This window comes from Citricoccus muralis, from assembly GCF_003386075.1.
In the GTDB taxonomy this organism is placed as follows: domain Bacteria; phylum Actinomycetota; class Actinomycetes; order Actinomycetales; family Micrococcaceae; genus Citricoccus; species Citricoccus muralis.
Window position 1 is genome coordinate 602,196 of sequence record NZ_QREH01000001.1, and the last position, 12,811, is coordinate 615,006.

Genomic DNA, 12,811 nt, shown 5'->3' on the forward strand with positions numbered 1-12,811 from the left:
GGCCTTCTCAGGGCACCGACACCACCACTACGACGACGGCGCGTCCGTCCCCGGGATCGGCGCCTGAGTGGGGGCCGAGGTGGTGCACCCACCGGTGGCGGGGATGCGTCCCACGGCCGAGGAGAGGTCCACCATGACCGAGCTCGACGCCGCCCGGGTGTCATCGAACAGCACCTCGATCGCGGGGGAGCGGCCATAGGTGGTCAGGGTCCAGAACTCCCCGTCGTCCCGCGTGACCCAGTCGATGCCGTTGGCCGTCACGCAGTGCTCGGTGGTGGGCCCCGGGACGGGGACGCCACAGCGGAGGATGACGGCAGAGGGCTCGCCCCAGGCGGCCGTGGCCTGGCTGTCCGTCTCCCGGCGGTCGAAACCTGCGACGGCGTCCGGCAGGGACACCATGGCCTCGGCACACACCGGGTCGGTCGCCTCCGGGGCGGCCTCGACATCGGCGACGGGGGCGCTGCATCCACTGACGATCAGGCCGAGGCCCACCACGGCGACGGCCCCGACGGACCTGAACCTGCGAACCCGGGACAGCCGGAGGTAGGACAGCCGGAGGCGGGACAGCCGAGTGAGACGCGGTACGGTGGAACGCTCGGCAGGGGTGGTCGTGACAGGACTACAGGGAGGCACGCCGGGGGAAAGCATGCTGACAGCCTACGATGAGGGCCCGAGACAGTGCCTTATCATGGGACGAGCACCACAGGCGAGGGGCCATGACGGGCAGGTTCCCTGTGGCACGCGCACCGAGGGCCCCGCGGCCACGGTGACCGCGTGAGAGACCCACTGCCGCCGATACCGACCGACCCCGGAGGACCTCTGTGTCTGAACCCTCGTCTGACCTCTCCGACTCCATGGGTGACACGGGCGATGGCGGATCCGGGGGCCAGCGCGACCGCGGTCACCGCAAGAAGGGGAAGAACCGGGCCGTCTGGCTGACGCTCGGCATCGTCCTGGTCCTGGTCATCGGGGCCGGCGCCGTGGCCATCGGATACCTGGCGAACCTCGCCTCCACGTTCGACAACGACACGCAACGCTTCGAGACGACGTTCCCGGAGGCGGATTCCCGTCCCACCAAGGCACCGGCCGAAGAGGGCAAGGAAGAGCCGCTCAACATCCTGCTGCTCGGCTCCGACTCCGGCGGCGGCTCGGGCGAGACGGAGAACCTGGCCGGGGTACCCCAGTCGGGGCGGTCCGACACGATGATGTGGGTCCACATCCCGGGTGACCGGGAGGCGGTCTATGTGATGTCCGTCATGCGCGACCTCTGGGTGGAGATCCCGGGCGAGGGGACCCACAAGCTCAATGCCGCCTACTCCTTCGGTGGCGTGCCGAAGACGGTCCAGACCCTGGAGAGCCTGTTCGGCACCCGGATCGACCACGTGGCCGCCGTGGACATGGCTGGTTTCGAAGGCCTAGTGGATTCGCTCGGAGGCGTGGACATCACCGTTCCGGAGTCCTTCCAGGCGGGCAACGGCGGCCAGTCCTTCCAGGCGGGCGCCCAGCACATGGACGGGGGCACGGCATTGTCCTTCGTCCGCGAGCGTTATGCCTTCTCCGACGGCGACTATTCGCGCGTCCGAAATCAGCAGTTGTTCCTGCAGGCGGTGGCCCAGAAGGTCCTGACCGCGGAAACGCTGACAAACCCCGGCAGGATCTCGGATATGGTTGGTGGGTTGTCTCCATACCTGACGCTCGATGAATCCCTTAACTCAGGGGAATTGATCTCCATCGGCAGGACCATGACGGACATCCGTTCGGACGACCTGGAGATGTTCACGGTGCCCACCAATGGCGTGGGCCGCGCGAGGGGCCAGTCAGTCGTCTGGCCGGACGAAGAGGCGATTGAGGAGATCGGCGCGGCGTTGAGCCAAGACGATGTGGCCTCATACCTTTCCGGTCAGTGACCGGCACATACTTACGAAAGGATCGCGACTTGGACCTTCGCGACTACATCCGGATCCTGCGGAACAACTGGCTGTCGATTCTGCTGGTGACCCTCTTGGGGGTGGCCGTCGCCGCCGGTGCCACGGCGCTGACGAAGCCGACCTACACCGCCCGGACACAGATCTTCGTGGCCGTGAACTCCGGTGACACCGCGAGCGATATCCTGCAGGGCTCGAGCTTCTCCGAGAAGCGGGTCACGTCCTATGTCAGCCTCGCCACCAGTCCGCGCGTCCTTCAGCCCGTCATCGAAGACCTCGGCCTGGACCTGACCGTGCAGGGGCTGGCCGCCACGATCGAGGCCACGGCCCCGCCTCAGACCGTGCTGATCAACCTCTCGGCCAGTCACGAGGACCCCGCCCAGTCGGCGGAGGTCGCCAACTCCGTGGCAGAGTCGCTGATCTCGACCGTGTACGAGGTGGAGGATCCGGAGGGCACCAGCGACCCGCTGGTGGACCTGTCCGTGGTGGAGCAGGCCTCCGTGCCGCTGAGCCCGTCGAGCCCCCGAGTGGCCCTGAACCTCGTCCTGGGCCTGGTGGTGGGCGCCGCACTCGGCGTAGCCTTCGCCCTGCTCCGCACTCTTCTGGACTCCCGCATCCGCAACCGCGAGGATGTCGAGCGCATCACTGACGCCGCGATCCTGGGTGCCTTCGCCGACCACAAGTCGGCCGAGGATGAGCCGATCATCTCGCTGGACGACCAGTTCGATCCGCGGGCCGAGAACTACCGTCAGCTGCGCACCCACCTGAAGTTCACGAATGTGGACGGCGGCACCCAGTCCGTGGTCGTGACCTCCTCCATCCCGGGCGAGGGCAAGACCACCACCGCGTGCAACCTCGGCATCATGATGGCCGAGTCGGGCAGCCGGGTCGTCATCATCGACGCCGACCTCCGCCGTCCGCGCGTCGCGAAGACACTCGGCTTGGAAGGAGCCGTGGGCCTGTCCACGATCCTGTCCGGCCAGATCGACCTCGAGGACGCCATCCAGTCCTGGGGTCCTGAGGGCGAACTGGACATCATCACCTCCGGCGAGATCCCGCCGAACCCCTCCGAGCTGCTCGGCTCCGAGGCCATGCGCCGCCTGCTGCGCCAGCTCGAGGGACGCTACGACGTGGTGCTCATCGACGCCCCGCCGCTGCAGCCGGTCACCGACCCGACGGTCCTGGCCTCCATGGCCTCCGGTGTCCTGCTCGTCACCCGCGTGGACGGTTACGTCCACCGTGAGCAGCTGCAGGGCGGTCTGGACAGCCTGGCCTCCGTGGACGCCCGTGTGCTGGGCCTAGTGCTGACCCGCGTGCCGCAGAAGCGTGGCACGTACTACGCGTACCAGTACGCCTATGAGTCGGACGCCGTGGAACCCACGTCGGCCCGCCGTTCCCAGGGCAGCCGTTCCTCCGGCGCCGGTGGCGCCTCCACCCGGGGCAAGGGACAGTCCAACCAGAAGGCCCTGACGGGTATGCGATTCCGGTGAGGCGCCCGGCATGACCATGGACGACACTCCACGCCGGAGTCCCTCGCGGGTGCACCAGTGGCTGGAGCTGGCGGAGACCGTCCTGGGCAATGCCTCCGATCGGATGGATGCCATCAACATCTTCCCGGTCCCGGACGGTGACACCGGCAGCAACCTGTACGGCACCGTTCGCGCCGCCCGTGCCGCGGTGGCCGAGGAGACCACGGAGGACGTTGGCGCCCTGATGTCCCTCGCCGGCCGCGCCGCGCTGGACCAGGCCCGAGGCAACTCCGGGACGCTGCTGGCCGTGATGCTGATCGGCATGTCCGAACCGCTGACCGGCCACGAGCGACTCGCGGCCCCGACGCTGGCCTCGGCTCTCGAACGCGCCCAGACCAGCTGTTGGGCCGCCCTGTCCGATCCGCAGGAGGGCACCATGCTGACGGTGCTCGCGGCGGCCGCCCGCGCGGCGTCCGAGCATGCCGCCGGGCTGCGGGGTCAACCGGACGACCAGGTCATGAGCCGCCGGGAACTCGGTGCCGCACTGGACGCCATCGTGGGCGCGGCCTGGCAGGCCGTGGTCCAGACGGAGGGCCAGCTGCCGGCCCTGACGGCAGCACACGTGGTCGATGCGGGCGGCATGGGACTGTTGCTGGTGCTCGACTCCCTGCGGGCCACGGTCATGGGCACCAGCATCGACCCGGGTCTGCTGGACGGACTGCACGGGTTCTCCGCCTCGGACCCGCACATCCACGAGGGCCTGGACTCACCGGTGGGCTACGAGCTGATGTGCAGCATCTCGCTGGATCCCCTCACGGCCGCCACCCTCCGGTTCGAGCTCAATGACATGGGGGACTCCGTGATCATGAGCCCCGTCGGCACCTCCGGTGAGGAGAGCGGCGAGCCCAACGCCCCCGTGCGGTGGAGACTGCACGTGCACGTGGACGACCACGCGGCGGCAGAGGCCCTGGTCCGCAAGGCCGGCGAACCGGAGAACCTGGTGATCACCTCCCTGCAGGACCCGGAGACCGCCGGGTGAGACCCGATCCGCTCAACCAGCCGCTCGACCGGCTCCTGGGCGGCCGCACCGGCCAGCGCCTGGACAGGGAGATGGGCCTCAGTACCGTCCGGGACCTGTTGGAGCACTTCCCCCGGCGCTGGATCGAACGCGGGGAACTGACACCGATCGCCTCCCTGCCCGTGGGCGATCAGGTCACCGTGGTCGCCCGAGTGGTGTCCGTGGACCGCCGGAACATGCACTCCCGGCGCGGGTTCATCGTGGACGTCACGGTGACGGACGACGACCCGTTGCGTCCGGCCTCCCTCGACATGGCCTTCTTCAACAGCTACGAGGCACTGCGCCGGCTGCAACCGGGCCACCGGGCCATGTTCCATGGGAAGACCGCCCTCTACCGGGGTGAGAAGACGCTGAACAACCCGGACTTCTCCGTGCTGGACGAGGCCGAGGTGCCGGGCGAGGAGGACCTGGCTCCGGTGCCGCTCTATCCGGCCACGGCCAAGGTTCCCAGCTGGGTCCTGCGGGCCAGCATCGGCACCGTCCTGGACGCCCTTGACGCGGACGCACTCCAGGATCCGGTCCCGGCCGACCTGCTCGAGGAGGCGGCCACGGACGGCGTCCCTCTGCCCGGACTCGCCGCCGCGTATCGGGACCTCCACCGCCCGGCCGTGGTGGCGGACGCGCTCAGGGCCCGGCGCCGGTTCGCCTTGCAGGAGGCTCTGGTGCTCCAAGGGGCGCTGGCAGTGCGGCGCCATGCGGCGGCGATGCCGGACGCGGTGTCCCGCGCCGCCGTCGGGAACGGGCTGCTGGCCGCCCTGGACGCACGACTGCCCTTCACGCTGACCGACGGCCAGGTCTCCGCCGGGGAGGCGATCTCAGCCGACCTGGCCCGTGGCCGGCCCATGAGCCGGCTGCTGCAGGGCGAGGTGGGCTCCGGCAAGACGCTCGTGGCCCTGCGCGCCATGGCGCAAGTTGTGGATGCCGGCGGGCAGGCGGCCCTGGTCGCCCCGACGGAGGTGCTGGCCGCGCAGCACTACCGCTCCCTGACGGTCACGCTCGGCCCCCTCGCGCACGCCGGCCGGCTCGACGCCCCGGACGGACCCGCCACCGAGGTGGTCCTGTTGACTGGTTCTCTCACGACCGCCCAGCGACGTGAGGCGTTGCTGAAGATCGCCTCCGGCCAGGCCGGTCTGGTGGTCGGTACCCATGCCCTGTTCTCCGGAACCGTTCAATTCGCCGACCTGGGGCTGGCGGTCGTGGACGAGCAGCACCGCTTCGGAGTGGACCAGCGCGAGGCGCTGCGCCGAGAGAACCCCGGTACCCACCTGCTGGTCATGAGTGCCACTCCGATCCCTCGTTCCGTGGCGATGACCGTGTTCGGCGACCTGGACCTGACGCTTCTGCCCGGGCTGCCGTCCGGTCGGCAGCCGGTGGCCACCCACCTCGCCCGGATGGCCCATGGCCCCCGGATCATCGGCCGCGTCTGGGAGGTGATCGCCGAACAGGTGGCCGCGGGACACCAGGCGTTCGTGGTGTGCCCCAAGATCGACCCGACCGACCGCCGGGACAACCCTGACAATCCTGACAACTCCGCCAGTCCTGCCAGTCCTGACAGCCCCGCCAGTCCGGACAACTCCGCTGGCACGGCCCGGGACCACCGTCACGACGCTGCGGTCGAGGACATGGTGCCCCGGCTCGCCTCCCTGCCCGTACTGGAGGGCCTGCGCATCGCCAGTCTGCACGGCCGGCAGGACCAGCAGACCCAGGCCGAGACCATGAGCCGCTTCGTGGCCGGGGACCTCGACATCTTGGTGGCCACCACCGTGGTCGAGGTCGGCGTGGACGTGCCCAACGCCACCATCATGGCCATCCTCGATGCGGATGCCTTCGGCCTCTCCACCCTCCATCAGCTGCGCGGTCGGGTGGGCCGGGGCACGGCGCCGGCCACCTGCCTGCTCGTCACCCGGCTGCCGGACGGGCATCCTGCGATCGACCGCCTCGAGGTGGTCGCGGGCACCCAGGACGGGCTCGAGATCGCCCGCGCCGACGTCCAGCAGCGCGGCGAGGGGGACGTGCTCGGGGCCGCCCAGCACGGCGGGAGCCGGCTGAAGGTCCTGCGGGTGCTCCAGCACGCCGACCTCATCGAGCTGGCCGCCGGATGGGTTGCCCTGCACCAGTCCGACGCGGGCACGCTGGACAACCCGGAGCTGGCCGCGGCCGTGCAGGCCTGGGAGGCCGGCCACGAGGACACCGGCGATTACATCGAGAAGGGCTGACCGGGCCCGCCGAAGGAGACAGATGCCAAGGATCATCGCCGGCCAGGCCGGATCACTGCAGCTCGAGTCCGTCCCGGGAGAAAGCACCAGGCCCACCACCGACCGCACCCGCGAGGCCCTCTTCTCCTGGCTGGCGAGCCGGGGCTGGTTGGAGGGCACCGCCGTCGTGGACCTGTTCGCCGGTTCCGGTGCCCTGGGTGGCGAGGCGGCGAGCCGGGGCGCCGAGACGGTGTTGCTGGTGGAGCGGGATCGGCGGGCCGCCGCTGTCTGCCGGCGGAACGCGGCCGCCGTCAACCAGCGGGTGGGACGGAGCGTGGTCCAGGTGGCTGCCGGGGACGTGGACCGGGTGCTCTCCGGACCCACCGGCACCGGTCCCTGGGACCTGGTCCTGGCCGATCCGCCGTATCCGCTGGGCGGGTCCGAGCTGGCGGAGACGCTCCAGCGGATCTCCGCCGTCCTGGTGCCGGACGGCTTGCTGGTGCTGGAACGCTCTGCCCGGTCGGACGTACCGGACTGGCCCACTGCCCTCGAATTGCTGGAATCCCGGACCTACGGCGAGACCATCCTGTATTTCTGCCTGCGATCCGGTCCGGAGGAGACGGCGGACGAGGCGACGGGCGAGGCGACAGGCGAGGCGGAGGACGAGGTGGAACAGGCCCCGGGGGATGCCCCAGAGAATAGAGCGTCTGGGGCCGGGAGGTCAGCTGGAGAGGGCCCGGCCCAGCCCCTGTAGCCGGGCCACCGCCTCGGTCAGGACGTCGGGCGACTTGCAGAAGGCCCAGCGCATCCAGGACCCGAACGGAGCGGGGCCGCCCGGGTGTTCCGCCGGTCCGCACAGGGCTCCGACCGGGATGCCCACGACGCCGGCCCGCTCGGCCAGCACCGCGGCCGCGGCCTGCGCGTCGTCCACTCCGAGGGCGGCCAGATCAGCCACGGTGAAGTACCCGGCAGCCGGCACCACGGGATCGAGTCCGGCCGAGCGCAAGCCGGCCACCAGGGTGTCACGGGCGGAGCGGTAGCGGTCGCGCTGAGCGGCCAGGAACCCGTCACCGTCCGGCAGGGCTCGGGCGATGGCCGCCTGGTAGGCGGGGCCGGAGGAGTAGGTGAGGAACTGCTTGACCGAGTACACCGATTCCACGAGATCCGCGGGACCGGTGAGCCACCCGACCTTCCAGCCGGTGAGGGAGAAGCTCTTGCCGGCGGACGAGACGGTCAGCGTGCGCTCCCATCCGCCGGGAACGGAGGCGACGGGGTGGTGGCGACCTTCGTAGACCAGGTGCTCGTAGACCTCGTCGCTGAGGATGAGGACGTCGTGCCGCGCACAGACCGCCACCATCTGCGAGAGGACTGCGGGCGGAATCACGGCCCCGGTGGGATTGTGCGGCGTGTTCAGCAGCAGGATCCGGGTGTGCCCGGTGATGGCCGATTCCAGGGCCTCGAGGTCCGGTTGGAAATCCGGTGCGGTGAGCGGCACGGTGACGAACCGGGCTCCGGCCAGGGTCGCGACCGCCGCATAGGAGTCGTAGTACGGCTCGAAGGCCAGGACCTCGTCACCGGGCTGCACGAGGGCCAGCAGCGCCGCGGCGATGCCCTCGGTGGCGCCCGTGGTCACCAGGACCTCGCGGTCCGGATCCACCTTCATCCCATAGTGGCGGCGCTGGTGATCCGCCACCGCTCGGTGGAGCGCGGGGTCGCCCCGGCCCGGAGCGTACTGGTTGGCGTGCTCGACTCCGTCCGCCCGGCCCGTGAGGATCGCCTCGGCCGCCAGGGACCGGATCCACTCCGGGCCGTCGGCGTCCGGGAAGCCCTGCCCCAGGTTGACCGCTCCGTGCTGGCGCGCCAACCGGGTCATGGTCTCGAAGATCGAGGGCGGGTGACGGGGTGTGACGGGGGTACGTGCGGAAACGTGGGGGACGGCACCTCGGTGGTGCGGCTGTCGTGCGGCGGGCATGGGCTCCATAGTATGTTCGGTGCATGCGTCGAGCCGTCTGCCCCGGATCCTTTGACCCCCTGCACCACGGCCACGTGGAGGTGATCGCACGGGCCACCAACCTCTTCGATGACGTCATCGTGGCGGTCTCCACGAATTACGCGAAGAAGTACCGGTTCGACGTGGACACCAGGATCGAGATGATCCGGGAGACCGTCTCCTCACTCCAGGGGATCTCCGTTGTGCCTATGGGCGAGGGGCTGCTTGCCGAGTTCTGCCGCAAGGCCGGTGCCAATGCCATCATCAAGGGGCTGCGCAACACCGCCGATCTGGAGTACGAGATGCCGATGGCGGCGATGAACCGACACCTGACCGGCGTGGAGACCGTGTTCCTGCCCACCGACAGCCGCTACGCGCACCTATCCTCCACGCTCATCAAGGAAGTGAGCCAGCTCGGAGGGGACGTCTCCGAGTTCGTGCCGCGGGCGGTCATGCGGCGGCTGAACGAGTCGTGAGTAGACCCTGACCAGCAGGAACAGGTTATCCTGCAGCCATGACTGAGCGCTCGCGGAATCCTCGCACCAAGAAGGCCATCATCCCCGCCGCCGGACTGGGGACCCGATTCCTGCCGGCCACCAAGGCCATGCCCAAGGAGATGCTCCCGGTGGTGGACAAGCCGGCCATCCAGTATGTGGTGGCCGAGGCCAAGGCCGCCGGGCTGAAGGACCTGTTGATGATCACCGGCCGCAGCAAGCGTGCCCTGGAGGACCACTTCGACAGGGTTCCCGCTCTGGAGCGCAGCCTGGAGCTCAAGGGGGACTTCGGCAAACTCGGCAAGATCCAGGAGGCCACCAACCTCGGCAACATCCACTACGTGCGTCAGAACGACGCCAAGGGCCTGGGCCACGCGGTGTGGTGCGCCAAGCAGCACGTGGGCTGCGAGCCGTTCGCCGTGCTGCTGGGCGACGACCTGATCGATGAGAAGGAGGACCTGCTGGAGCGCATGATCGACGTCCAGCAGGAGAAGGGCGGCTCGGTCATCGCGCTCATGGAGGTCCCCCGCGAGAACATCTCCGCCTACGGGGTAGCCGAGGTCTCCCCGGTGGCCGGGGGACCAGAGGACGTGGTGCGTGTCACCGGGCTCGTGGAGAAGCCCTCGGTGGAGGAGGCTCCGTCCACTCTGGCTGTGATCGGCCGCTATGTCCTGGACCCGGCGGTCTTCGACATCCTCGAGCGCACCGAGCCCGGCCGCGGCAATGAGATCCAGCTGACCGACGCCCTGCAGGTCTTGGCCGAGGGGCAGGGGGAGGGTTTCGGTGTGCACGCCGTGGTGTTCAGCGGCAAGCGCTATGACACCGGTGACAAGCTGAGCTACCTGAAGGCCGTGATCGAACTGGCCAGCGCCCGTGAGGACCTGGGCCCGGCACTGCGCCCCTGGCTCAAGGAGTTCGCCGCGGGGCTCTGAGCGTCACGGCCTCTGCTTCGCCCGGCGGGTCATTTGGAACGGCGGAGCGGAGCGGCTAGACTGGTGAGTCGGTCCTGAGGGTTCTGCCCTGCCTGGATCCCAGCGTACGGTGGAAGCCATGCGCAGGAATCCGTACCGCCACCACCGCCCGCTGAAGAAGGAATGCTGATGTCCGCGTCATCGTCCCCGACCGTAGCCGGTGCAGCTGGTAGGTGGGTGGTCTCCGTCAAGGACCTGGTGCGCAGTCCGGGGTCCATGAGGACCCTGGAGGAGCAGTGGCCAGCCCCCGAGGCACTGTCCACTCCGCTCATCGGCATCCCGGCTGGTTCAGCCGTGGACGTCGACCTGCGTCTGGAGTCGGTCCATGAAGGCATTCTGGTCACCGGTGAGGCTCACGCCGACCTGGTGGGAGAGTGCAGTCGTTGCCTGGACCCGATCCAGGACGGGATCACCGTTGACCTGCAGGAGCTGTTCCTCGCGTCCGCCCCGGAGGGTGGGAGCGACGAAGAGCGCCTGGTGGTCCACGAGACGGTGGATCTGGAGCCAGTCGTCCGGGACGCCGTGGTCACGGCCTTGCCCTTCCAGCCGGTCTGCCGGCCGGGATGTCAGGGCCTGTGCTCCGAATGCGGCATCCGACTGGAGGACGCACCGGACGATCATGTCCACGAACAGCTGGATCCACGCTGGGCGGCCTTGGCCGAACTGACGAAGACCTCCGAGTCCGGCACCGCCGGCCCGGAGATGAAGACCTCATCCGACGAGACAGAAGAGAGATAGCCGTGGCAGTTCCGAAGCGGAAGATGTCCCGTTCCAACACCCGTGCCCGCCGCTCCCAGTGGAAGGCCACCGTGCCCCCGCTGGTGAAGTCCGTGGAAAACGGCCGCGTCACCTACCGCCTGCCGCACCAGGCCCAGGTCGTGACCGATTCTGCCGGTACGCCGTTGTTCATGGAATACAAGGGCCGCAAGGTCGCCGACGCCTGAGGTGCCCATGGCGCCACGGAAGTCGGTCCAGTCGTCCGGACAACAGTCCGGGCGGCGCCGGCCGGTCCAGTTGGACCAGCCGATAACTGAAGACCTGCTCAAGCGTCTCGGGGTCACCATCGACCCCGAGACGCTTGTGCTTGCCCTGACGCACCGCTCTTACTCCTATGAGCAGGGCGGGCTGCCCACCAATGAGCGCCTCGAGTTCCTCGGCGACTCGGTGCTCGGCGTCGTGGTCACCGACCACCTCTATCGCACGTATCCAGACCTCCCCGAGGGGGACCTGGCGAAGATGCGTGCCGCCGTCGTCTCCACCCGTGCCCTGGCCTCCGTGGCCCGCACCATCGGCGTCGGTCCCGCCGTGCTGCTCGGGGAGGGCGAACGGCGGACGCGCGGCGCGGACAAGGATTCCATCCTCGCCGACACCATGGAAGCGCTCATCGGCGCCACCTATATGGACCAGGGCCTGCCGGCTGCCCATGACCTCGTGCACCGGCTCATCATCCCGCTGCTCGCGGACAAGCTCGCCATGGGGGCCGGCACCGATTGGAAGACGTATATCCAGGAGGCTGCCGCGAACGGCGGACTCGGCGCCATCGAATACCGGATGGAATCCGCCGGCCCCGACCATGACAAGGTATTCACGGCCACCCTCCTGGTGGGCGGCACGCCCTACGCCACCGGCACGGGCCCCTCCAAGAAGGAGGCCGAACGCCAGGCCGCTGCCCATTCCTGGGACCGGGTCTCGGCCGCTGCCCAGGGGGCCGCCGCCGGTACCGAGGCAGCCACCGGTGCCTGAACTGCCCGAGGTGGAGGTTGTCCGCCGGGGGCTCGAGACCTGGGCCGCCGGACGGCCGGTCTCGGGAGTCGAGGTGGTGGAACCGCGGTCCACCCGCCGGCACGACGGCGGCGCGGTCGCCTTCGAATCCCAGCTTCCCGGACTCCGCCTGGCGGCCCCCGAGCGGCGCGGCAAATACCTGTGGGTTCCCCTGGCTGCTGCCGGCTCGCCGCCCGACCGGGCGCTCGTGGCACATCTGGGCATGAGCGGCCAGCTCCTCGTGAACTCTCCGGGGGACCCGGACCCGAAGCACCTGCGCATCCGGATCCTGCTCGAGGGCGAGGGCGAGGGCGAGGGCGAGGGCGAGGCGAGCGAGGAGAGCGGAAATCGCGCCCGGGAAGGGAATGGCACCGCGTTGGAACTGCGCTTCGTGGACCAGCGGATCTTCGGCGGACTGTTCATAGAAGCCCTGGTGTCGGCGTCGGACCGTCCGGACCAGCTGGTGCCCGCCTCGGTGGCCCATATCGCCCGCGACCCCCTGGACCCCCACTTCGATCCGGACGCGGTGTACCAACGGTTCCGCCGCCGCAAGACCGGACTCAAGCGAGCGCTGCTGGACCAGGGACTCATCTCCGGTATCGGCAACATCTACGCGGACGAGGCCCTGTGGCAGGCGCGTCTGCACTATGCGCGGCCGACCGAGACCCTGAACCGCAGTGAATCGGGACGCCTGCTGGCGGCGGTGCACGCGGTGATGGTGCAGGCCCTCGCCCAGGGCGGCACGAGCTTCGACTCCCTCTACGTCAACGTCAACGGAGAATCGGGTTATTTCGCGCACTCCCTGAACGCCTATGGTCGCGGGGGAGAGCCGTGTCCGCGCTGCGACGGCGAGCTTCGGCGCGAGGCGTTCATGAACCGCTCCAGCCACTACTGCCCGCGCTGCCAGCGGCGGCGCTGAGCCCGCTGA

General features: G+C 69.5%; 13 protein-coding genes. 11 read left to right on the forward strand and 2 right to left on the reverse strand.

The features are described 5' to 3' along the window. Nucleotides 1-27: 27 nt before the first annotated feature. Nucleotides 28-648, reverse strand: a complete 621-nt coding sequence (locus tag C8E99_RS02570) for a DUF3515 family protein (RefSeq protein WP_115930979.1) — start codon at nt 646-648, stop codon at nt 28-30. 173 nt (nt 649-821) lie between these two features. Between C8E99_RS02570 and C8E99_RS02575 the strand changes: the two genes are divergently transcribed. The 5 genes from C8E99_RS02575 to rsmD are packed head-to-tail and all read left to right on the forward strand — an operon-like array spanning nt 822 to nt 7,421. Beyond that, entirely contained in the window at nt 822-1,907 is a 1,086-nt protein-coding gene (locus C8E99_RS02575) for an LCP family protein (RefSeq protein ID WP_115930980.1), read from the forward strand. A gap of 29 nt (nt 1,908-1,936) precedes the next feature. Beyond that, nucleotides 1,937-3,415: a tyrosine-protein kinase domain-containing protein gene (locus tag C8E99_RS02580; RefSeq protein ID WP_147301157.1), complete on the forward strand. Its 1,479-nt coding sequence runs from the start codon at nt 1,937-1,939 to the stop codon at nt 3,413-3,415. Between the two features lie 10 nt (nt 3,416-3,425). After that, a complete protein-coding gene (locus C8E99_RS02585; protein ID WP_245952041.1) occupies nt 3,426-4,433 on the forward strand; it encodes a DAK2 domain-containing protein in 1,008 nt (335 codons plus the stop codon). After that, nucleotides 4,430-6,688 carry an ATP-dependent DNA helicase RecG gene (locus C8E99_RS02590; RefSeq protein WP_245952042.1) on the forward strand — a complete coding sequence of 753 codons (2,259 nt, stop codon included), beginning with the start codon at nt 4,430-4,432 and terminating at the stop codon, nt 6,686-6,688. The genes C8E99_RS02585 and C8E99_RS02590 overlap by 4 nt, the downstream gene beginning before the upstream one ends. Before the next feature lie 22 nt (nt 6,689-6,710). Further along, on the forward strand, nt 6,711-7,421 hold the full coding sequence (gene rsmD / locus C8E99_RS02595) for a 16S rRNA (guanine(966)-N(2))-methyltransferase RsmD (protein ID WP_115930983.1): 711 nt from the start codon (nt 6,711-6,713) through the stop codon (nt 7,419-7,421). On the opposite strand, the gene C8E99_RS02600 is transcribed toward rsmD, so the two are convergent. Beyond that, a complete protein-coding gene (locus C8E99_RS02600; protein WP_245952043.1) occupies nt 7,389-8,639 on the reverse strand; it encodes an aminotransferase class I/II-fold pyridoxal phosphate-dependent enzyme in 1,251 nt (416 codons plus the stop codon). The two genes, rsmD and C8E99_RS02600, sit on opposite strands and share 33 nt — an antisense overlap. Before the next feature lie 23 nt (nt 8,640-8,662). Between C8E99_RS02600 and coaD the strand changes: the two genes are divergently transcribed. The 6 genes from coaD to mutM all read left to right on the forward strand — a co-directional run bounded on the left by coaD (nt 8,663) and on the right by mutM (nt 12,802). Beyond that, entirely contained in the window at nt 8,663-9,133 is a 471-nt protein-coding gene (gene coaD, locus C8E99_RS02605) for a pantetheine-phosphate adenylyltransferase (RefSeq protein WP_115930985.1), read from the forward strand. Between the two features lie 38 nt (nt 9,134-9,171). Beyond that, nucleotides 9,172-10,083, forward strand: coding sequence for a UTP--glucose-1-phosphate uridylyltransferase GalU (gene galU, locus C8E99_RS02610; RefSeq protein ID WP_115930986.1), 912 nt, complete (start codon nt 9,172-9,174; stop codon nt 10,081-10,083). A 168-nt stretch (nt 10,084-10,251) separates the two neighbouring features. Continuing rightward, nucleotides 10,252-10,860, forward strand: a complete 609-nt coding sequence (locus C8E99_RS02615) for a YceD family protein (protein ID WP_170144510.1) — start codon at nt 10,252-10,254, stop codon at nt 10,858-10,860. A 2-nt stretch (nt 10,861-10,862) separates the two neighbouring features. Next, nucleotides 10,863-11,066 (forward strand): 50S ribosomal protein L32, encoded by a 204-nt coding sequence (gene rpmF / locus C8E99_RS02620; protein WP_115930987.1) that lies wholly within the window; start codon nt 10,863-10,865, stop codon nt 11,064-11,066. A gap of 1 nt (nt 11,067) precedes the next feature. Next, nucleotides 11,068-11,865, forward strand: a complete 798-nt coding sequence (gene rnc, locus C8E99_RS02625; protein WP_425452843.1) for a ribonuclease III — start codon at nt 11,068-11,070, stop codon at nt 11,863-11,865. Further along, nucleotides 11,858-12,802, forward strand: coding sequence for a bifunctional DNA-formamidopyrimidine glycosylase/DNA-(apurinic or apyrimidinic site) lyase (mutM, locus tag C8E99_RS02630; RefSeq protein WP_115930988.1), 945 nt, complete (start codon nt 11,858-11,860; stop codon nt 12,800-12,802). Before rnc ends, mutM begins: the two co-directional genes overlap by 8 nt. Nucleotides 12,803-12,811 lie beyond the last annotated feature (9 nt).